General features: G+C 48.2%; 27 protein-coding genes. 11 read left to right on the top strand and 16 right to left on the bottom strand.

Annotated features, from left to right (window positions below):
* The first annotated feature begins 271 nt into the window (after positions 1-271).
* Positions 272-433, top strand: a complete 162-nt coding sequence (locus BCY86_RS10105; protein ID WP_172824835.1) for a hypothetical protein — start codon at positions 272-274, stop codon at positions 431-433.
* A 224-nt stretch (positions 434-657) separates the two neighbouring features.
* Here BCY86_RS10105 and pheS read toward each other — a convergent pair whose 3' ends face one another.
* The 3 genes from pheS to rpmI form a co-directional block, all read right to left on the bottom strand.
* Entirely contained in the window at positions 658-1719 is a 1062-nt protein-coding gene (pheS, locus tag BCY86_RS07500) for a phenylalanine--tRNA ligase subunit alpha (protein WP_083604266.1), read from the bottom strand.
* A 143-nt stretch (positions 1720-1862) separates the two neighbouring features.
* Positions 1863-2216, bottom strand: a complete 354-nt coding sequence (gene rplT, locus BCY86_RS07505; protein WP_075277174.1) for a 50S ribosomal protein L20 — start codon at positions 2214-2216, stop codon at positions 1863-1865.
* 43 nt (positions 2217-2259) lie between these two features.
* Positions 2260-2457: a 50S ribosomal protein L35 gene (rpmI, locus tag BCY86_RS07510; RefSeq protein ID WP_075277175.1), complete on the bottom strand. Its 198-nt coding sequence runs from the start codon at positions 2455-2457 to the stop codon at positions 2260-2262.
* Positions 2458-2647: 190 nt separating this feature from the next.
* Between rpmI and BCY86_RS07515 the strand changes: the two genes are divergently transcribed.
* The gene (locus BCY86_RS07515) at positions 2648-3370 is read left to right on the top strand and encodes a rhodanese-like domain-containing protein (RefSeq protein ID WP_083604267.1); all 723 of its coding nucleotides are present in this window, start codon (positions 2648-2650) and stop codon (positions 3368-3370) included.
* A gap of 5 nt (positions 3371-3375) precedes the next feature.
* Complete coding sequence (locus BCY86_RS07520; protein WP_245776219.1) at positions 3376-3897, top strand: Fur family transcriptional regulator; 522 nt, start codon at positions 3376-3378, stop codon at positions 3895-3897.
* 4 nt (positions 3898-3901) lie between these two features.
* Here BCY86_RS07520 and BCY86_RS07525 read toward each other — a convergent pair whose 3' ends face one another.
* The 13 genes from BCY86_RS07525 to xseA form a co-directional block, all read right to left on the bottom strand.
* Complete coding sequence (locus tag BCY86_RS07525) at positions 3902-4552, bottom strand: 5-formyltetrahydrofolate cyclo-ligase (RefSeq protein WP_083604268.1); 651 nt, start codon at positions 4550-4552, stop codon at positions 3902-3904.
* On the bottom strand, positions 4515-5390 hold the full coding sequence (locus BCY86_RS07530) for a DNA adenine methylase (RefSeq protein WP_075277177.1): 876 nt from the start codon (positions 5388-5390) through the stop codon (positions 4515-4517). Before BCY86_RS07530 ends, BCY86_RS07525 begins: the two co-directional genes overlap by 38 nt.
* 5 nt (positions 5391-5395) lie before the next feature.
* Entirely contained in the window at positions 5396-5764 is a 369-nt protein-coding gene (locus BCY86_RS07535; RefSeq protein ID WP_075277178.1) for a hypothetical protein, read from the bottom strand.
* A 44-nt stretch (positions 5765-5808) separates the two neighbouring features.
* Positions 5809-6111: a hypothetical protein gene (locus BCY86_RS10110; protein ID WP_075277179.1), complete on the bottom strand. Its 303-nt coding sequence runs from the start codon at positions 6109-6111 to the stop codon at positions 5809-5811.
* 169 nt (positions 6112-6280) lie between these two features.
* Positions 6281-7039, bottom strand: coding sequence for an amino acid permease (locus tag BCY86_RS07545; RefSeq protein ID WP_075277180.1), 759 nt, complete (start codon positions 7037-7039; stop codon positions 6281-6283).
* The gene (locus BCY86_RS09895) at positions 7039-7227 is read right to left on the bottom strand and encodes a hypothetical protein (protein ID WP_156865156.1); all 189 of its coding nucleotides are present in this window, start codon (positions 7225-7227) and stop codon (positions 7039-7041) included. The genes BCY86_RS07545 and BCY86_RS09895 overlap by 1 nt, the downstream gene beginning before the upstream one ends.
* 110 nt (positions 7228-7337) lie before the next feature.
* Positions 7338-7817, bottom strand: a complete 480-nt coding sequence (locus BCY86_RS07550; protein ID WP_245776221.1) for a DUF3293 domain-containing protein — start codon at positions 7815-7817, stop codon at positions 7338-7340.
* Positions 7818-7883: 66 nt separating this feature from the next.
* Positions 7884-8597: a response regulator transcription factor gene (locus BCY86_RS07555; protein ID WP_075277182.1), complete on the bottom strand. Its 714-nt coding sequence runs from the start codon at positions 8595-8597 to the stop codon at positions 7884-7886.
* Positions 8598-8633: 36 nt separating this feature from the next.
* Positions 8634-9596 carry a sensor histidine kinase gene (locus tag BCY86_RS07560; protein WP_083604269.1) on the bottom strand — a complete coding sequence of 321 codons (963 nt, stop codon included), beginning with the start codon at positions 9594-9596 and terminating at the stop codon, positions 8634-8636.
* A gap of 73 nt (positions 9597-9669) precedes the next feature.
* Positions 9670-10515 (bottom strand): ABC transporter permease, encoded by an 846-nt coding sequence (locus BCY86_RS07565; protein WP_075277183.1) that lies wholly within the window; start codon positions 10513-10515, stop codon positions 9670-9672.
* Entirely contained in the window at positions 10516-11325 is an 810-nt protein-coding gene (locus tag BCY86_RS07570; protein WP_216636011.1) for an ABC transporter ATP-binding protein, read from the bottom strand.
* Complete coding sequence (locus BCY86_RS07575) at positions 11306-12289, bottom strand: ABC transporter substrate-binding protein (protein ID WP_075277184.1); 984 nt, start codon at positions 12287-12289, stop codon at positions 11306-11308. Before BCY86_RS07575 ends, BCY86_RS07570 begins: the two co-directional genes overlap by 20 nt.
* Before the next feature lie 184 nt (positions 12290-12473).
* On the bottom strand, positions 12474-14060 hold the full coding sequence (gene xseA, locus BCY86_RS07580; RefSeq protein ID WP_083604270.1) for an exodeoxyribonuclease VII large subunit: 1587 nt from the start codon (positions 14058-14060) through the stop codon (positions 12474-12476).
* An 89-nt stretch (positions 14061-14149) separates the two neighbouring features.
* Here xseA and metG point away from each other — a divergent pair, with 89 nt between their 5' ends.
* The 8 genes from metG to BCY86_RS07620 all read left to right on the top strand — a co-directional run bounded on the left by metG (position 14150) and on the right by BCY86_RS07620 (position 20683).
* The gene (gene metG, locus BCY86_RS07585; RefSeq protein WP_075277185.1) at positions 14150-16147 is read left to right on the top strand and encodes a methionine--tRNA ligase; all 1998 of its coding nucleotides are present in this window, start codon (positions 14150-14152) and stop codon (positions 16145-16147) included.
* A gap of 17 nt (positions 16148-16164) precedes the next feature.
* Positions 16165-16755: a hypothetical protein gene (locus tag BCY86_RS07590; RefSeq protein WP_075277186.1), complete on the top strand. Its 591-nt coding sequence runs from the start codon at positions 16165-16167 to the stop codon at positions 16753-16755.
* Positions 16752-18155, top strand: a complete 1404-nt coding sequence (locus tag BCY86_RS07595; RefSeq protein ID WP_075277187.1) for a KamA family radical SAM protein — start codon at positions 16752-16754, stop codon at positions 18153-18155. Before BCY86_RS07590 ends, BCY86_RS07595 begins: the two co-directional genes overlap by 4 nt.
* Complete coding sequence (locus BCY86_RS07600) at positions 18094-19044, top strand: hypothetical protein (protein WP_156865157.1); 951 nt, start codon at positions 18094-18096, stop codon at positions 19042-19044. Before BCY86_RS07595 ends, BCY86_RS07600 begins: the two co-directional genes overlap by 62 nt.
* A gap of 16 nt (positions 19045-19060) precedes the next feature.
* Positions 19061-19270, top strand: a complete 210-nt coding sequence (locus BCY86_RS07605) for a hypothetical protein (RefSeq protein WP_156865158.1) — start codon at positions 19061-19063, stop codon at positions 19268-19270.
* A 60-nt stretch (positions 19271-19330) separates the two neighbouring features.
* Complete coding sequence (locus BCY86_RS07610; protein ID WP_075277190.1) at positions 19331-19522, top strand: Flp family type IVb pilin; 192 nt, start codon at positions 19331-19333, stop codon at positions 19520-19522.
* 89 nt (positions 19523-19611) lie between these two features.
* Positions 19612-20172 (top strand): prepilin peptidase, encoded by a 561-nt coding sequence (locus BCY86_RS07615; RefSeq protein ID WP_075277191.1) that lies wholly within the window; start codon positions 19612-19614, stop codon positions 20170-20172.
* A complete protein-coding gene (locus tag BCY86_RS07620) occupies positions 20162-20683 on the top strand; it encodes a pilus assembly protein (protein WP_075277192.1) in 522 nt (173 codons plus the stop codon). The genes BCY86_RS07615 and BCY86_RS07620 overlap by 11 nt, the downstream gene beginning before the upstream one ends.
* The last annotated feature ends 7 nt before the right edge of the window (positions 20684-20690 follow it).

Raw genomic sequence — 20690 nt, forward strand, 5'->3', positions numbered from 1 at the left:
CCACCGTCTTATGTTTCATGTGTCGGCCAATCTATCTTGTATTCAGCTTTTTTCCTAAAGTATTTTGTTTTTTTCATAATCCGCCGGAAAATTGAAAAGCAAACCGTGTTTCCAACACAGAAACTCACTACGAGTAGAAAAATTCTTTTTTCGACGCTCCACGATTGACAGCACAGGAAAGGAACAGCATGGTTGTTCGTTAAAAAAAATAAGAAATGAGAGGATTTAACTCTCTAGGAATCCAAGTTATTAATCGGTGAGGTCAACCATCATGGTTTCTTCCACTCAGCAAAGCAAGCGAATCAGAAACCGCAAAGCCACTACCCAAGGGAAACGAAATAAGCGAGAACGACGACTCAAAGGGACTCCTTCTTTCCCAATTCACCCTGTTGGCTACAATCCTTCTGCACCAGATGCAAAAAAAGGGGAATGATCTTTTTCTAGATGCTTCTTCTAACGGATTATTTTCGAAACTGAAATTTGACTCTTTCACTTATGCAGCTTGAGACGCAAGGGGAGGTTCTTTTATTTATCCAAAAGAAGCCAATTCGAATCAAACCAACACTGGCATGATACATGCTAGTTATAAAAGCAACGGTGTTCGAGGTTCCCCCCCCCTAGCCTCGGACATCGTTTTTTTATGCAATCGCACCGTTATTAAAACTGAGATAAAAATCGGGGATCATTCTCATAAAAAAGACGAATGGAAGGGATCGCATACCGAATCATCGCCAGCCTTTCAATCCCCATCCCAAATGCAAATCCTGTCCACGCCTCAGGATCGAGTCCACAATGCTCAAACACAGTAGGATGGATCATTCCACATCCTAAAACCTCTATCCATCCTGTCTGCTTACACACACTGCAAGGATTCGTTGTAGGAAATTCTCTTCTCTTACAGAAGATACAGCCAATATCGACTTCCGCACCCGGCTTTACAAAAGGAAAATAGCTGGTTCGAAATCGCATCGGCGTAGAAGGGCCATAGAAACCGCGGATGAATTCCGTGAGAACCCCTTTCATCTCAGCAAAACTCACTCTCCTATCGACAAGGAATCCATCAATTTGATGAAACATAGGAGAATGCGTTGGATCATCATCGCGACGATAGACTGCACCCGGCGCAATAAAAGCCATAGGAGGTTTTTGTGTAGACATCACCCTCGCTTGAACATTGGTAGTGTGAGTGCGCAATAGAAAACCTTGAGTCGTCCAGAAGCTATCTTGCATATCGATTGCTGGATGATCATCAGGAAATCCTAATTTTTTAAAATTGTTGTCCGCATGCTCAACCTCAGGCCCATCGCAGACCGCAAAGCCTAAGCAACGAAAAATATCAACGATCTCTTCAGAAACAAGATTTAGCGGATGCTTATGTCCACAAGGGACAGGAATCCGAGGTGGCAAGGATAGATCCACAAGCGGAGTGCGAAGCTGTACCTCCCGCTGATGCAGAACAATTGATTGCAAGCACGCTTGGAAATGACTTTCAACCTCCTTACGTAGGGCATTGATCGCTTCCCCAATACTCTTCCTCTCCTCAGGAACAGCATTGCGAATTGTCTTGAGCAACTCCGTAAGGTTCCCTTTCCTTCCTAGGATTTTTGCATACTCCTGTCTCAGTGCTTGCTCTGTCTCTGCTTGTCGAAACTGAGACAGACACCGATCACGTATCGCAGCAAGCGTCGCCTCTGTGGCAGCAAGAGTCCTATCAGCCATGATCACAATTGCCCAGCAGCAATGGCACTCACATTTGCAGCGCTATGTTCTGTTGACTTCGATCTCGAGGGGCAATTCACACGCACATTATCTTTCTATCTAGGACAAGCCAAAAGAGGACTCTATCCTTCTGACTTAACGCTTTAGATAGCCCTTGATGCAAGGCGAGCAATTTCTGCAAACCCAGAGGGATCCTTCACAGCGAGATCCGCTAAAATTTTGCGATCGATGAGGATCTTTTTCTGTTTCATCGCGTGTAAGAGGCGGGAATAAGTCGTGCTGTTTGCACGACTAGCTGCATTGATGCGGGTGACCCAAAGCCTTCGGAAATCTCTCTTCTTTCGCCTTCTGTGCGCATAAGCATACACCCACGCTTTCATCACAACTTCTTTTGCGTACGCAAAAAGACGCGATCGGGGACCCTGGTACCCAGAAGCAAGCTTTAGGATACGATTTCGACGACGGCGAGCTTTAAACCCTCGTTTGGCACGCGGCATAGGTTTCCCTCATTTGCTTTTGGATTTTTAAGAACAATTCCTTTCAACCATAAGGAATCAGCTTCTTGACATGTCTCTCTAACGTTTTGTCAACCATATCATTCGCTCGGAGACGGCGGTTGCGCTTGCGGGATTTAAGGTACATCCCATGATTACCTCCTGCCTTGGAACGGCGAACGCGACCGCCTCCTGAAATTCTGAATCGCTTTGAGGCAGCCCTATTTGTCTTCATTTTTGGCATTTTTCTGTTCCCTGCCCTGTTGCCCAAAGTAATATTTCTCGCTGGCAGCAAATGAATTAAACATTATAAAGAATAAATATCCTAATTTACGAATTCTTTCTTGTCAAGAGACGATTCCCTTGTTAATTTTACCCCTATTCGATACAGTGAGATAATATAGCATATTCTCTCTACCAAAGAAAGGGCGAAAATGTCTATCTTCGAAAGGATTGAAAAACTAGGGAAGAAAGCTATCTCCTCAAGAACGTTGACTTCTCCTGGTCACGAGAGCAACCAATTCTCTTCCATTGCAACCGTTTCTGAAGCGAATTTCGAGCAGGAGGTACTGCACAGCAAGTTGCCAGTCCTCCTTCAATTCTGGATGGAAGAGCAAGGCTCTTCAAGCGAATTAGAAGCCTTCGCTGAAGAGATGAAAGGGAAAGTGAGAGTTCTGCGGGTTGATATCCATCGATCTCCGTTCTTAGCACGCCAGCTTAGGGTTCAAGTTATCCCCACCTGGATAGTCATTGCCCAGGGACAAGTCATAAACGCAACGACAGGGGAATTTTCACGGGCTCATCTTTTAAAAGTGATTGAGCCGTTTCTCCCACGCCCTCAGGAGAGTATCCAGCCACGCGAACTAGCTCAACTAATTAAAACAGGAGCCGCCTTGGCAATCGATACCCGAGATGCAGCAGCCTTTGCAAGAGCCCGGATACCGAACGCTCAGCACATACCCATAGAAGAGATCGAGACTCAAAAACACCAACTCGCCCCTTCTGGGATCTACCGTGTTCTCTACTGCCGCACTGGGGAAAAAACTAAAGAGTTTGCACAAAAGTTAGCTGGGCAGGGGGTAGGAGTCTATTTTCTGGAAGGAGGGATTCTCGCTTGGGAATCTGAGAATCTCCCCATAGAACGATCTACTACCTGAAATTGATGATGGGTTCGAGAAAGACGAAAGAAGTTCAGTTTCGAAATGTGCTGGAGGTCAATCGCCTTCGAAACCTCTTGCAAGACTACATGATCAAACAAGGGCTGCGCTCCACCGACCAGAGACGGCTTATTGTAGATACCTTTTTTGCTGCTGAAAGCCACATCAGTATTGAAGAGCTGTTAGCTAAAGTGCGAAAAGTGGATGCAAGAGTCGGATATGCAACAGTCTACCGAACCCTTCGGCTTTTAACGAAGTCTGGCGTCGCCCTTGAGCGCCACTTTGGAGATGGACTCACACGCTATGAGCTGGCAGATAGCGCAACCGATCACCATGATCATTTGATCTGCATCGAATGCGGTGCGATTCAAGAGTTCAAAGAACCTTCGATCGAACGACTGCAAGAAGCGATTGCGATTCAGTACGGTTATGTGCTGTGCAACCACAAACATGAAATGTACGGCATATGTCCGCTCTGCCAGAAACAATCCCTTCCCCCCCACGAAAAGTCTATCCACCCCGCTTAGTAGCCTATCCCCCGCTTGCTATTTCCGCTTCTGCAGATATGATTTTCCGATCTGTCACTACCCAATTCAATCCCTGATCATGAGGAGCAACAGGGACTTCCACGATCAATTGGTAATCGAAGACAACCCCTATCGTGCGGGCAGGCGGGATAAAGCGAGGCAGGGTTCTATCATACCAACCAGAACCATAGCCAATTCGATAACCCCCCAGGTCCATCGCCAACCCAGGAACGATAATGACATCCAGTTCGCCTCGGTCGACCTCTCTTGATGCAGCGCTGGGCTCTTTCAAAAAACCTTTTTGTTCTAATAGAGAGATATCATTCGCTTCTCGAAAGGTCATCTCTCCCTTTTCTTGATCGATAAAAGGATAAAACATCGTTTTTCCTCGCTCCTGCAGAAAGAGGTGAAGTGGCCGCAAATCCACTTCGTTTTTCTTCTCCATAGGCCAGAAGAGGGCGATTGTTCTCGCCTCCAAAAGAGGAGGGAACTGCATCAAAAAGGAACGGATGCAAGCTGACCTCGCCTCACAAGCAGCATCAGAGATCAACAAGCGGAGGTTTTGCATCCGACGACGCAGTTGATTTTTCGCCTGCACACGCAGCAGCCGCTCGCTCTCATCCACAGTATGACTCCACTTTCTCCAGATCACCATCCTCCCTCCAATTTTGGATTAGCACCTCTTGGAAGCGCCTTCGACGGCTCGCATCTGCATGAATGGTGCGAGGAGCATTAACCGAATAGGCAGTAAAATCGCAATACATCGAGCGAACGAAAGGCGTGTCCGAATTAGAAAGCAGAGCGCGAACTCCGTTCTCCCCAAGAGTCCGAAATGCCTCTGCAAGCCGCTGCTGATCCGCGGATTGAAATCCTCCGGGAACATACGAAGTAAATCGGGAAGTCCTGCTCACAGGCTCATACGGAGGATCCAAATAGGCAAAATCCCCTGCGCGCAATTCTTTAAGCGCCTCCATAAAATCACAGGCCATCAATTCAGCCTTCTGAAGGACACAAGAAGCCGCTTGAAGCCGAGCCTCATCGACGATGCGCGGATTTTTATAGGCTCCAAAAGGGACGTTAAATTTACCCGTAGCGTTCACTCTCCAAAGTCCGTTGAAACAGGTGCGATTCAGAAAAATAAAGCGAGCAGCCCGTTCAGCATCTGACATCCCTCGGGTATCTTGCTCCCTTACTTTATAGTAAGTCTCTTTGTCATACGAATAGAGAGGGAGTATTTTCAGCACCGCACCAAGACAATTTCGCACGCCGCGATAACAGGCCACAAGCTCTTCATTGCTATCCACCAAAAGCGCTTGTTTGAACGAATACTTCGATTCGCTCCCAGCAATAGCAAAAAAAAGAGCGGCCCCACCCATAAAAGGCTCACAGTATATTCTCATCGTACGAGGAACATATGGCACCAATTCTTTAAGTAAGCGTGATTTGCCCCCAGCCCACTTAACGAATGGCCTTACGAATGGCCTCGCGTTCATGCATATCACAGTCTTTCTCCCTTAATGGAAGGGATTTTGCTTCCGAGGGGAAGCAGAAAGGTAGGCTTCTTCAGATTGATCTGGATAGGAAGCACGATCATAGGAATGACTAACTGCTGAAGCCGCCACTGAACAACAATCGCCGTCTCGTTATGGAGGATCCGCTTCCAGAGTCCGCCTCTGTCGAAAATCAGCCTCCCCCCTACAAAAAGACTGTGAGGGTACAACCTCTTGAGATCGAGTGCGATTTTTTCAGCTTTGAGAGCTACCTCTGTCCCCACGGATAATGCGCCAGTCGCGGGGACTCCCAAAGACCACGCATAACACTCATATTGCAACAAGCTCTCCCACATTTGTTCTTCTAAGACAGCCAACTGTTCAACCTCTTTAAAAGAATCGGAATCGATTCATTCAACACTCACAAAGACAATCCCACCAAAATAATTGGGGGATAAAATAGACTCAACGCAGAAAACTCCCCAAGGGAGCCATATGGACCGACGGTCAAAAACGCAACAGACTTCTGAGGATCCGGAGCGTGATCCGTGTGATGTGCTTGTAGATATCCCTCCTGATGCTTTTTAAGCTTACAATGACGTTTGCTCAACATACACAAAACAATCAAAACAGTCGTCACAAAGAGTGTGCTCCAATCTCCTTCTGCAAATTTTTCAATGATGGCGATCAAAAGGATTAACATGCACAGCAATAGGGCAACCAAGTGAACCGACGTGTGCTGCTTCCACTGGGGCTCTTTCTGACGACGCCAAATCTACAAGCGTACCATTACCAAATTGGCAAGGCTAAGGTCAAAAAGACATTGATCGAACACATGATAACCAGCTTAGTAACATCCCCACCCGTATAGAGCAGTGCAATTCCCGCTAAAGTCACGAGTCCACTGCCATACTCGCCATGACACGGAGACCATCTAAGAAGCCGGTCTGCGCCTCTACAAAAAGGAGAAGCGCTTCGCTGAGTAGAGTGAGTACGAAAGCTCCATATCCCAGTGGATCTCTTGGATAGCACCCTCCGACCAGACGCTCCAGCAGCACTGTATTCATCGTGTTACCGGATTCAGGATGAATTCCCACAATCAAGCAAGAGAACAAGATACCTGAAGCCATGATCACCAAAGAAGACGCAAGCAATACCATGACACGTTTTGCAGTCGTGACTTGCGACTCCCGCATCAGAGAAACACCCTTTGAAACAGCTTCAATTCCGGTATACGCACCCCCCCTTCCAATCGAATAAACACGCACAAGCAGATGAAGCATGCCAGTCCAACTAAGCGTATGCATGGCGTTCAGCAAGTTGTTTTTGATAGCGCGATTGGTCGATCCGATCTGGAGAAAATAAGTGCTGAGTACAGCGATTAGCAAAATCGCATGCGTAAAGAGAAATATGACGAAGACAGGAACCAGCATTGCCACCAATTCTTTGAGCCCCCTCATATTGAAAATCATTAGGGTCACGAGCTCCATCATTGCAAAACTCAATTTCCAAGGGTGTACCCATGCGGGCAATAGACTGAGAAGGGCATCCGCTCCACTAGAAAGGGAGACGGTGACCGTCAGAACATAATCCACCACCAGCGCTGCACCAGCAACCAGACCGATCTCCTCCCCAAGCAGGTAACTAGTCACTACATATCCTCCCCCCTCCGGGGAATTGCCTGATGATTCTGCTTGTACCCATAGCTGATAATCAAGACGATAAGGGCAGCTGCCAAAGCCAAAAAAAGAGCGAGTCCAGAATGGTGACCGAGAATGCGAAAAGACTCATCAGGCCTATGGGCGGACGAAGAAAGACCATCCACCCAAGCCCAACCCATGCCAAAAGGGCAACCAACGAGAGCCGATAAAAGACCTCAGGGGAACATCCTTGGGAGGAACAAAGAGGAAGCGTCAAAGAAAGGCACGCATTCTGGCTATAACAAGGTGGTTAGACACGCATTCGCCAGTTGCCGGTAATCGTTTTTCCCACATCATCGAACGTAGTGTCCGTCACAACGAGTTCAGGCCTCCCTTCATGGCACACAATAATACAATTTTGCCGAAATACACGGCCAAAAGCGATGGCTTCGTCGCGTTCAATACCGTGAATAAGCCAGGAAGGCTCCCGCCAGACCCCCTCAGTTCCTTCTTCACTCCCAACACAGGCTTCTACTCGGTAACATCCCAGGATTAGGAGATCGCGCAACACAAGGTGCCGAGCCTCATTGATTCTTCTGGGGAGCAACATCGAGCGTGGATTATACGCGGTCAGCACGCAGAAGGGACGGATCAAAAGTTCAGGAAGGGAACTGGGATCCATCACCATGTCTCCATCCATCGAGGCCCGGATGACTCCTTGAGGAGATGGAAATTCATAAACGGTTGCTAAATACTGACGAAGGAGAGATTGATCCATGGCTTTGAACATACCACATAGGGAACGAAATCCTTCTCTTTTCCTTCATCCCAATGCTCAATGGGAGCAGTTAATCGATTAGGTGGCGAATCGATATCCAACCCCTCGCACTGTCTGTAAATAACGGGGGGACTGTGGTTCATCCTCTAATTTAGCGCGCAGTTGTTGGACGAAGTTGTCGATCGTGCGCGGGGTTCCATGGTGGTTGGGACCTCGGACACGGCGGAAAATCATCTCGCGCGAAAGCGCTTCCCCCCTCGCTTGCACCAAACAAGAAAGGACGTCGAACTCCGTCGTAGTCATCTCCACAAGACCCCCCCCCCTCCGAACAAGACGAGCACGAAAATCGATTTCAATGGAGCCCACGGTATAGCAAGTAAACGAATCTATTTGACGGCAGCGGCGGAGCGCTGCGCGAACGCGAGCGAGGAGTTCCGCTAGGCTAAACGGTTTTGCGACATAGTCCTCCGCCCCCAGCTCAAGACCCGTAACTTTATCCATTTCACCTGTCCGTGCGCTGAGAACGATAATCGGCATGCGATACTCCTCTTGACGTAGGACAGAAATCACCTCAAAGCCATTGAGTTGAGGTAACATAACGTCCAGGATCACCAGATTTGGTTTGTATTCTCGAACCATTTGAAGGCCAACTATCCCATCCAGAGCAGACAGAACGGTATACCCTTCACTTTTGAGATTCATAGTGAGCCCCAGTGAAATACTTGGATCATCTTCAATCACCAGAACTGTTTCAGAGGATTGCGCAAATGGATAAGACTGGGGGGGAGACATGGGAGAGCCTATCTATTACAAGATAACTCAAGCTTCTTATCGCGATTTTTTACGGAGAGGAAGCACCATTCGAAAGAGACTCCCATCCCCTTTTTCGCTCTCAACAGCTACCCAACCTTGATGTGCCCGAACAATATGCTGCACAATGGCAAGTCCAAGTCCACTCCCCTCCCGCATCCGAGAGAGCCGATCGTCAATCCGATAAAATTTTTCAAAAATGCGCCGCTGCTCTGGACGCGGAATCCCCTTCCCTCGATCGCTTACCTCAATGGAAATCGCATCTTTCCACTGATACACGCGAAGTCGGATAGAAGGGGGTGTCCCTCCATATTTATGGGCGTTCGACAAAAGGTTAACGAGCGCGTCCACAATAGCGTGACGATCACACCAAAGAGACGGGAGATCCGGCTGGACTTCATAGTGGAAATCGAGCAATTCACCAGAACGTAAAGGTGAAAAAGCACACAGAGCATCTTCTACGATGGCAGCAACAGACTCTTCCTTCTGTTCGTAATACTTGCGATCCGCCTCCATACGCCCCCAATCCAGAAGTCGTTCAATGCGGTTGGTGAGACGGTCGACCTCCTCCGAAAGCGTTGCGAGACAGGATTGCTTGATCGATTCTTCCGTTGTGCGCTCTAACGTCTCGACAAAAAGGCGAATCGCTGTAAGCGGTGTGCGAAGCTCATGACTCACTTTAGAAACAAAATCAGCCTGTAATTGGCTCAAATTGGCCTCACGGCGCACGAAGACAAGAACCAAGACCGTCCCCGTCACAAGAGCCGAAAGAAAACTCAGCATTAAAATTCCAAGAAGGAGGTTGTATCTCGCCTCCCCCAAAAACATTAGAAGAATTCCCAAGGAAAGAAGAAGAACCGTAGGAATGATGTTGAGGTACACAAGTAGCTGAACAATACGGCGATACCCAATCCTCTGTCTATTTTGACGCTCGAAGGATTGAGACCCGAACATCCAAGGGAAAAACAGAAACCGATGCATTTCCCCTACCCCGGCTGACGCCCAGAACGAGAGGATAGTCCTTCCACCTCTCGGATATCAAACGGCAATATCATCATAGGGGTTTGGGATGCATTTTAAGAACGCCTAATACAATTCCCCCCGTCAGTAACTTTAGATCGGAAGGGGCCAACCCGAGCGCAAGCGCCAATCCTTGAATTTGCTGATAGAGAGCAGCCCCTAGAACAGGCAAAAAAGGTTGATAAAGAACGGCGTTCACTTTGAGAAATCGTTCTCCTATCATCACACCAGCCAGGGCATGAATAACAATACCGACCCCCATGTTGATGTCCGCATACCCTTGCACCTGCACCATCAGGCTTCCAGCAAGACCACACAAAGCATTTCCAACGAATAAACCTACCAGAATATGCAGCTTTAAAGAGATCCCTTGGCGTTCAGCAAAGCTTGGATTCAAGCCAACAGCGCGAAAGCGAAGCCCCTTTTCCGTTCTCAGAAAAAAAGAGAGCAGAAGCACAATTCCAGCAACAATACTCGCGATGAATCCAATCTTCATCCACTCGTTTTCCGAAAATGATGAAAAGAAAGTGGATTGAGAAAACAGCGCGATATTGGGCTTCCCCATCCACCTCAGGTTGACACTGTAAGTCATCGTACTGAGGATAATTCCAGCCAAAATGGAATCGACGTGAAAATAAAAATGGACCATCCCCGTGCAAATGCCGAGAAAACCAGCGCTAATGCACGCGACTAAGACAGCCACAGCAGGAGAGATCCCTGCTACCAAAAGGCTGCTGCAGATCGCTCCACCGACCGGATAAGAACCTTCCGCCGTTAAATCAGGAAAATTCAATAGACGAAAAGGGATAAAAACTCCCAACGCGACGATCGATAGGATCAACCCCTGCAAAAGGCCAGTCTGAAGCAACTCGATAGGCATTTAACAGCCTGCCACTTCTATAGGCTCATTTGCAAAAAGTCTATCTTCATACTGATGGAATAAATTGAGGAGCTGATGAATCGTGAGCTTGGCTTTCTCTTCCCCCTCCACATCAAACACGATCTTCCCTTGATGGAGCATAACCAGCCGATCTCCATACTGAAGCGCTTCTTCCAATTTATGGGTGATCATAATGGTTGTAATGTGATGTTGCCGGATCTGCTGTGCCGTGTATTCCATCAAACGTTTTTGAGCTTTGGGATCCAAAGCGCTCGTGTATTCATCCAACAACAACAGAAAGGGTTTTGATAAAAGCGCCATCAGTGTCGCAATCATCTGCCGCTGTCCACCCGAAAGGGAGCTCATCGAACAGTGAAGCGATGCTTCGAGATTCATCCCTAGTCTTTCGATCTCTCGCTTCACCTGTTCAGCATAGACATGGTAAAAACGAAAGCGACTTTCCCCCCCCCGCATCAAACTCAACAAGACATTTTCAAGCAGGGTCATTTCCTGTACCGTTCCTTTGGTGATGTCCTGCGTCACACTGCTCATCAGCTTTACTCGCTGATGAACGGGTTTGTGAGTGATTTCCTCGCCTGCGATCAAGATACTGCCACTATCCGCTTTATGCTCGCCCATGATGAGCTTAAAGAGGGTCGACTTGCCTGAACCATTGTTTCCAATCAGAACGCAAAATTCACCTTGCTCTAATTCAAGATCAAGCTGTTGGAGAACAGGATCAAACGTCTGGGGGAACGACTTGGTGAGATTGTTGATGGCTAGCAAAGCCTTACTCCACAATGGTGACATGAGGCAATTCAGTAGGGAGCGCAATTCTTAAGAAATTCGCTTTGACTCTGCTTATAAATCCCTGATGTTCCTCAAGGGTAGGAAAAACAGGTTGGATTTGCTCAACAGATTCCCCTCGAAGAATACGGGCGACCATCTTCCCCGTATGGGCCCCTACCTGATTGTACTTAACTCCGCAACTCCCCAATGCCTGATGTGACTTCACTGCATCGGAATCCGCATTGAAAACGGGTAGTTTCATCTTATCCGCCTCAGCCACAATGGCAGGCAGGGTCGGTTGAATAGCTCCGCTGGTCCCTACATAGAGGAAATCAACCTTATCGCGAAACGCCTGCATGCGAAGGGGAACATCGCGCGCTTGCTCAACCGGAACAGTCACTAGCCGCATCCCTTCCTCTTGTGCGGCTCGTTCCATCATTTTAACAAGAGCTGTATCGTTCGCTTCGGCGGTCGAGTAAAGCATCCCAATGACCTTTGCCTTGGGCAAGATCTGTTTGGTCAACTGCAATAAGGCTGTCAGATTCTGCCGATCAGCAACCCCCGTCATATTACTAGAAGCGCGGTCGGCTCGCTCCAAAAGACCTGCCTCGACAGGATCGGTCACCGCACTGAAAATCAAAGGGATGTCTTTAACGGTGTTCTTAGCGGTCTGTGCAACCGGCGTAGACAACGCGATCATCACATGCGGTCGACTCGCTTTGAGCTGGGAGAGCATCTGCGGAATCAGCGCCGCATCAAAATGGACACTCTTCACTTCAACGCGAAGGTGCTCCCCTTCTCTCAATCCCTGGCGATCTAACTCATCCTTAATACCTTTAATGGTTTCATCTAACGAGGCATGTGAACCCCAGCTTGCTATCGCTACGCGCAACACCCCTTGTTGCCTGCGCAGAAAAAAAAGACAAGCAATAACTACAGAGGCGATAACAAGAAAAGTCGATATTTTTCTGAATTGTAAGGGCATATTTCATCCTCATCGCATTAAAAATAAAAAGCCAAGCTTGCTCACTCGCCAACACACGCCAGCGCCACCACTTGCCTATTGTTCTTTTAACGATGCGAAAAAACATGCTGCTTGTCTTAATCCTTTAAAAAAACTGTACTGCTTCCCTTTTTTATAGATCAATTTTTGTAAAGATTCAACTGCTTTACAGTTCCTCTGTTTCTCGCTGATCGGTTATTTGAGCATCAAGATAGCCTCGACTCAATCGGATGGTTATTTTCTCTTCTTTTTGTACTTCATCTGCTGCCCGAACTACTCGACCATGAGATTGCGTAACGATCGCATACCCTCTTGCTAATACGTTGAGAGGACTCATTGCGTGCAACCTTGCAGCAAACGTGTGGATCGCCGTTCGATCTTGCAACAAGCGAGCATTCGAACACGAAACCAACTGATCTCTTTTCTGGACAAGCCTCGCTCGATCGCGAGCGATCACTGCAGTGGGATGAAATGTCATCAATCGATGGCTCATCCGGTTTAATTGCTCCCGCTTCTGACTAAACCCTTTGGTCGTTACGGTTTCGAGACGATTGGTTTTATCGTCAAGACTCTGTTGAAAAGAAGCTATCGTTAGTCGAGGATCCCCCATCCGCTGGATCAGCATGTGCAGCTTTGCTTGTCGCCCAAGGACAGAGGCCTGAACTGCTCGACAGAGCCGTACCTTCGTCTGCTTGAGCCATGTCACCCGCTCAACCGCATCAGGAACTATTATTTCTGCAGCTTGAGAGGGGGTAGCTGCTCGAATATCCGCTGCAAAGTCCGTTAGAGTGATGTCGATCTCGTGTCCCACTGCACTGACCACAGGCACACGACATGCAGCCACTGCTCGCACGAGGTCTTCATCGTTGAATGGACTTAGATCATCGGCGGATCCTCCACCGCGACCTACAATAATGACATCGACTTCGGGAACTTTCTGAAGAAGAGTCAATGCCTGACGGATCGAGACAGCGACTCCTGCCCCCTGAACCAAGGCGGGCGCCAATAAAATATGAGCCCCTCCACGGCGAAAGGCAACCTTGCAGATATCGTGAATGACAGCCCCTCCTGCGCTCGTGACTACTCCGATCACACGAGGTTCCGAAGGAAGAGGGCGTTTTCGCTCAGCAGCGAACAGTCCTTCTTCCGTCAAACGCGCTTTGAGTTTCTCAAGAGCTTCCAAGAGAGCACCCCGCCCAGCAAGCTCCGCCCGTTCTGCAACAAACTGAAGTCTCCCTCGCAGAGGCCAAAAAGAAGGGCGGCCCCGCAGCCGCACCCGTGTCCCATCTTTGATAAGCGCACGAATACTTGGGTTGAGAGAAAGTTTATAAATCGCCACATCGATGGAAGCATCTTCCTGTTCATCCTTAATGCAAAAATAGAGGTGCCCGCTCATCGCGGCTTTGACCCCAATCACTTCCCCTTCTACCCAAACCGACTGCTCAAATGATCTGTCAAGCAGTTGCTTGATGGTCCGATTTAACTCGCCGACTCCAAAGACATGAGGCTCTTGAGGTTCTGAAGGGGGAAAAGGCTCCAATTCCTCTTGCGGTTCTTCCCACTGCACTTGGACTGTTGAAACAGAATAAATCCCTCCCTTCTTTTTTAGAAGAGCTCCCTTCTCTTGAAGAGCAATGGATGTGGATTGCGACTCCGGAGTTTTTTCTTCTCTCGCAACGTTCACCTCAGGTGGAGATGAAAAATCGAAAGGGAGTGTATCCATTTTCGGAGGGGATTTACGAGAACTAACCATCGCTATACGCTATCATAGGGAATAAGGAGAGAGAAACCGAATGCGCATTCCTCTCTCGTTATCTGATATCGTGTGCTAAGGGGCATGGCATGGCAAGCCGCTTTTATATCACTACTCCCGTCTATTATGTAAATGACCTTCCCCATATAGGGACGGCTTATACGATGATTGCAGCCGATGCTTTGAAGCGCTATCAAGCATTGCGTGGAAAACAGACACGTCTGCTAACAGGCACAGACGAATATGGTCTCAAGATCAGTCAAGTCGCCAGCGAGCGCAACATCGATCCCCAGTCTTTTGTGAATACCATGAGCCTTTCCTTTCAGAAAGCATGGCCCCCTCTTTTGATTCATGTAGATGATTTCATCCGCACCACACAACAACGGCACCGCGATTTCGTGCAGGATCTCTGGAAAAAAATTAAGAATAATGGCGACCTCTACTTAGGAGAATATGAAGATTGGTACTGTATAGGCTGCGAGTCTTTTAAAACGGAGAAAGAGCTTACGCCCAAACAAATATGTCCGATCCATCAAAAACCCGCCCAACGTCTAAAAGAAAAAACCTACTTTTTTAGGCTTTCCAAATGGGAGAAACCACTCCTCCAGTTTTATCATGAACATCCTCAGTTTATTCAACCCGCTTACCGGCGAACTGAGGTCGTTCGTTTTGTAGAAGGAGGACTTCGCGATTTAAGCGTGTCCCGTACGACTTGCCAATGGGGGATTCCTGTCCCAGATGATCCAGAGCATGTCATGTACGTTTGGTTTGATGCATTGTCGAATTATCTGAGCGCTCTCGGCCCTGAAGACAGCGAATTACGTGCTTTTTGGCCTCTCCATGGGAAAGTCGTCCACCTGATCGGAAAAGACATACTTCGTTTTCACGCAATTTACTGGCCAGCCTTTCTACTTTCTGCCGGATATTCCCCCGATCAGCTCCCCACTCACGTGTTTGCTCATGGCTTCTTGACCATTCATGGGCAAAAAATGTCGAAAACACTGGGCAACTCTGTCGATCCTCTCCAGATCTCTCAAGCGATAGGTCCTGATGCATTGCGCTATTATCTCCTTCGAACAGTCGCTTTTGGCCAAGATGGAGATTTTCATCTCGAGGCTCTGATGAATCGCTATAATGCCGATCTAGGAAAGAATCTTGGCAACTTAGTACATCGATTTTTCGGCCTCATCATGCGTCTTACAGGCGGGAGGCTCCCCTCTTATGAACAACCCACCCGTCTTGAATACGATTTGATCGCTACGATAGAAGCAGCATTAGCAGAAGGTGCCTGCGAGTGGGAGCAATTCGCCCCTCATCGAGCGCTCGAAGCGACCTGGAAACTATGCGATGCGGCCAATCAATATATCGATCGAGCAGCCCCTTGGGTGGCATCAAAAGAAGGAGCAACTACACGGGTGCACACCATTGTGGCAACTCTTCACGAGATCTTGCGCCTCTTAAGCATCATCCTATGGCCTGTCCTCCCTTCCAAAAGCGATGAGCTGCGTCTCCAACTGAAGCTGCCTCCACTTAATGCCCAACCTGATGTAGATCACTGGCCATTTACATTTCGGCCCAGGACACAAGGGGAGACCTTCTCCACAGGCACCCCTCTTTTCCCCACTTTCGATGAAGAAGCAACAGCCTCTTTACTCAAGACATGGCTCCCCGCGGTTGCCCCTGCGCCAACCCCTGCCGTCCCTTCCCCTCCAGCAGAAAAGACTTCGCCTGGTGAAGCTACACCACCCCCCTCCAAGGAGACCATCTCCTACGATCACTTCACCTCTTTAGACCTCCGAGTAGGAGTGGTCCTCTCCTGCGAACAAGTACCGAAAAAAGATAAACTGTTGTCCCTTCAAGTCGATATCGGTGAATCGAGTCCAAGGCCTATCGTAGCCGGACTGGCGCTTAGCTTCGAGCCACCCCAACTCGTGGGGAAGCGCGTAATCGTCGTGGCCAATCTCGCCCCCAGAACATTTGGCAAGGGACTCGTTTCGCACGGGATGCTCCTCGCCTCAGGACCCAGCGAAGCATTGCAATTGGTCACAATAGAAGAAGGGGCAACACCGGGTGCACGAGTCAAATAGCCTTTGTTCATACCACGATGCAGGTCTCTTTCTCCCCTTCTTATCGTCAGTTCTTGTCTTTTACATTCTGCCTGTTTCTTTCGGGTTTTACAGGATGCAGGCCAAAGAAGGCTTCGAAAGACTCCCCCAATTTATCCACCCGCATCAACGAGGATATGCTCTTGACTCAGTTTCTCGATCAGCTCCCCACTCCCGCCACGCAAACGGAAGAGCCGACTCACTCGCAATCACCCGATTCTCCCCATGTGGCTGATCTGGATGCATATATCCCTTCTTTAGAGACGAGTCATCTATCGCTTCAAGCTTGGATGAAAGCCTATGCTGTTCCCTCCATCACAGCAAAAGATTTCAAGGCGCTCGCGCAAGTCCTAATCCGCATCGCCGATTTTGCTCCTCAGGATAAGGATCGCTACCCTTACTGGAACTCCATTGCTCGCGATGGTGCAAATATTGCCTATTTAGCCGATCGCCGCACAAAAATAATAAGCGAAACAAAAGTGACTGAAGACCTTGAATCAATCCAGGCAGCCTGCCGTTCTTGTCACCAACAATATCGAAAACTGTACCAAGCAGCCCACTCCACCCTTTTCAAACAGTCCTCCCGATGACACAACAGATACTCTCTCCTCATGAGCCTAAGCAGAAACCCCCGATTGAACCCCAAATGCTCGCTCATCGAGAACTACTTACAGGCTCTTTCTGGCGAAAAATACCAGCCTATCGGACAATCAGCGAGGCTACTTTTTTAGATCACCGCTGGCAAGCACAGCAATCAGTCACCAATCTCGCAAAACTTCGCCAAACATTACAGGGGCTTGTTAAGGATGAATTTTTTCAAGATGTGCAAGAGGGGCTCCATCGGTCTCCTATGGGGTTGCGGGTAAGCCCTTACTTGATCTCGTTGATTCAATGGGAGGATCCCTACACCGATCCACTGCGCACACAATTTATCCCGTTAGGTTCCCGCTTGTTACCAGAGCACCCCTGCACATCATTCGATTCACTGCATGAACAATACCATACAGCAGTCCCTGGCCTGATTCACCGCTACGTCGATCGTGGACTTTTTCTCCCTTTGGACATCTGCCCTGTTTATTGTCGCTTTTGTACACGCAGTTATGCCGTTGGAACAGATACTGAACAGCTAGAAAAGATGCATTTTAACACTAATCTAGCGCGCTGGCAGCAGGCCTACAACTACATTGCATCCCGTCCTGAATTAGAGGATGTTCTAGTCTCGGGAGGCGATGTGTATCAGTTGCGACCCGAGCACCTTCAAGCGATTGGAGAAGAGCTCCTTCGCATACCACATGTACAGCGCATCCGTTTCGCAACAAAAGGGCCTGCCACCATGCCCCAAAAGATCCTCACAGATCAACCGTGGACGGAAGCTTTACTTCAAGTCGTGAAAAAAGGGCGCAAGCTCTCCAAGGAAGTGATGGTCCACACCCACTTCAACCACCCCTCCGAAATTACCAGCATCACCCAAAGAGCAACCCACAGACTGTTTCAAGAAGGGGTTACCCTGCGGAATCAAACCGTACTCCAATGGGGGGTCAACGATCACATCGATACGCTGAGTTTGCTCATCAAACGACTAAGCTATATCCACGTGCACCCTTATTATGTATTTTTACCTGATCTAGTCAAAGGGATAGAAGATTTACGCCTCTCTCTTCATCAGGCTATCCATTTAGAAAAAGAGCTCCGAGGTGTAACAGCAGGATTCAACACGCCAACATTCGTTTGTGATCTACTTGGAGGGGGTGGTAAGCGAGATATTCATTCGTATGAATATTACGATCGAAACACAGGGATCAGCGTTTATGTATCCCCTGCACTGCGACCAGGAAACTACTTCTTCTATTTCGATCCCCTGCACAGTCTCCACTCTTCCATTCAAGAACGATGGCTGCATCCCACAGAACAACAAATCATGATGGCAGATGCGCTCAAAAAAGCAAAGGAAGGAGCGCTTTCGAATCCATTATCCCTTTCCAGGTCATAACCCGCATCGCTCACCCCCCAACAACCTATCCGAGATGACCCCCCATCCATTTCCGAGATTCAAAAAACAGAGTTTCTCTTGGAAAAGAGAAGGGCCAAAGCAAAAAAATCTGCTCTCTTCTTGCTGTTGGGGGGCCGCTCCCCTCGCTCTTTTGCTCTTTGCGAGCATACTGCCGTCCTTTTTGACTGGCTGTCTCTCTCTGGAACCAGCACCCCCACCTCCTCACGTTATAGCGATCTACGTAACAAGCGATCCAGGTATCCCCGTTGCTGGTGCTGATCTGTTACTTCAGGGGAAACCCATCGCAAAAACCGACGCAAAGGGGATAGCGAAGCTAGCTCTGCGCGGCACCGAAGGGCAAAACGTCGACATTCAAATTTCCTGTCCTGCTTCCTTCACATCTCCGACACAACCACTTCAGATCACGCTGTTCCGGCTGATAGATCCCCTTAAAATCCCTCAATACGATGCTCGATGCCTCCCTCGCAAGCGAACGATTGTCGTCATTGTTCGAGCAGAAAATGGCCCTAATCTACCTATTCTCCATCTCAATCGAGAAATCGGCAGGACAGATACAAACGGCGTTAACCACGTTCTTGTTCGGATGAAACCGAATGACGAATTTCTGCTTACGTTATCGACCCAAGAAAAAGGGAATGAAGGACTTCATCCCCAAAATCCAAAAGCAACCTTTCGTGTGAAAGACCAAGACGATATTTTTGTATTTGACGTCAAGTTCACGACTTCCCCTGCCCCTCGCCATCACGTACACCGAAAGAAAGCTCCTAAAGGACCGATTAAGTTAAATTCCCTCTCCCATAAGGAGAAGCGTTATCCAAAAGAAAGTTATGGCTTTAGAATTGCGTCTGCTAGGAATGCATGTTACTAAAGGAGTAGTTTTAATTATGTTTATTTCTTGGCGAAGGGTCTCTTGCGCAATTACGCAAACCAATAAGTTTTTACTCAAAGCTCAGGGCGGAATTGCAAGCACTGAATACATTGTGCTCATTGGTACAGTAGGCATTATTCTTTCTGCAGCAACAGTAGCCGTAGGGAAAAAACTGATAGACGACTATAAAGCAGCAAGAGACTTTATTTTAATGCCTTTTCCTTAATAACTTATCGCATATGTTTCCATTCCACCTATGATTAATTCTATGAGGAGGCTACTTATCATGAGAGTCTATTCGATCCGTCAACTGTTGAAAGATACCCGAGGAGCCGAATTGGTCGAATATGTCGTCATTCTTGGTCTTGTTGCACTCATCGCCATCGCAGGTTTTAAACTCTTTGGAACAACTGTAACAAACAAGATTAAAGGCCAAGCAAACGCAGTAGAGTCAATCAATCAAAGTGCTGGTATATAATTCTTTGCATATCAAGTATCAAGTAGGGCGTTTCAATCTTAAGACGGGAAATTAATTCTCACACGTTTCCCACTATTGAGAGTTTCATCATGATAGCAGGTTTCCCTTATTTTTGTGCGAGTGCGCTCGCAGTCAGTGGGGTAGCTGCTGTTTGGGATCTCAAAACCGGCCATGTGCCTAATTTTCTTACATTAAGTGTGCTCGCTGCAGTTCCTTTCCTACACGGTATCGCAAGTGGCCTGCAGGGAGGAATTGCTGAAGGACTCTGGAGCACCGGTTATTCCTTGGAAGGAGCTTTGCTGTGTGGATTAATCCCATTCCTCCTTTATCAAGCCAATGCCATGGGGGGAGGGGATGTGAAGTTGCTTGCCGCATTGGGAGCGTTGTTGCGCCCAATTTCAGGAATCGAAGCAGAATTTTACGGATTTGTCCTCGCTGCTATAGCGATACCCGTTCGCCTCCTGTGGATAGGGAATGCCAAGCAGGTACTCAGCACTTCTTTTAGCCTAGCGATCAACCCTTTCCTTCCAGCTGATCGCAAAAAATCCATCGATCGTACCACACTCACGTGGGTCCGATTTGCACCCTTTACTTTTGGAGGGGTTGTTCTAGAAATTCTCTCCAATCTAAGGCACTTTCATGCAGAATAGCCAGGATTTTTCTCCACAGGCCAATCGAGCTGCCAGCGAAGGAGGTGTCTATGTGGAATTTCTCATCGCTTTTCTCCCCTTTCTCTGTTTTTTTTCAGGATTGGTACAACTCGCTTTTGTACAGGCAATCCAGTTAATCGTAGTGCATATGGCTGCCATAGGAGCGCGATCGGCAATTGTAATCCTCCCTGATGACCCCGCTTGGTATGGGCATGAGCCTCTAAACAGCGTTTCGACGAACCGTCTCAAAGAAATTACATACGCCATCAAAACACCAATTTGGTTTAGCTTTGATCCCAATCCCAATGTGCGCGTGACCTTCCCCACTTCACCCGGCTCGTCTGCAACACGCAATCAATTTGGGCCTCACGATCTTGTGCGCATCCGTGTGGATTACAGATATCCATGTAATATCCCTATTGGAAAGGATATTGCGTGCCCAGGTGGTATCAGAACGATATCTGCCGAAGCTGCCTTGCCTAACCAAGGTGCGAATTTCATCTACTATTGAGATTGTA

This window comes from Pajaroellobacter abortibovis, assembly GCF_001931505.1.
Classification (GTDB): domain Bacteria; phylum Myxococcota_A; class Polyangia; order Polyangiales; family Polyangiaceae; genus Pajaroellobacter; species Pajaroellobacter abortibovis.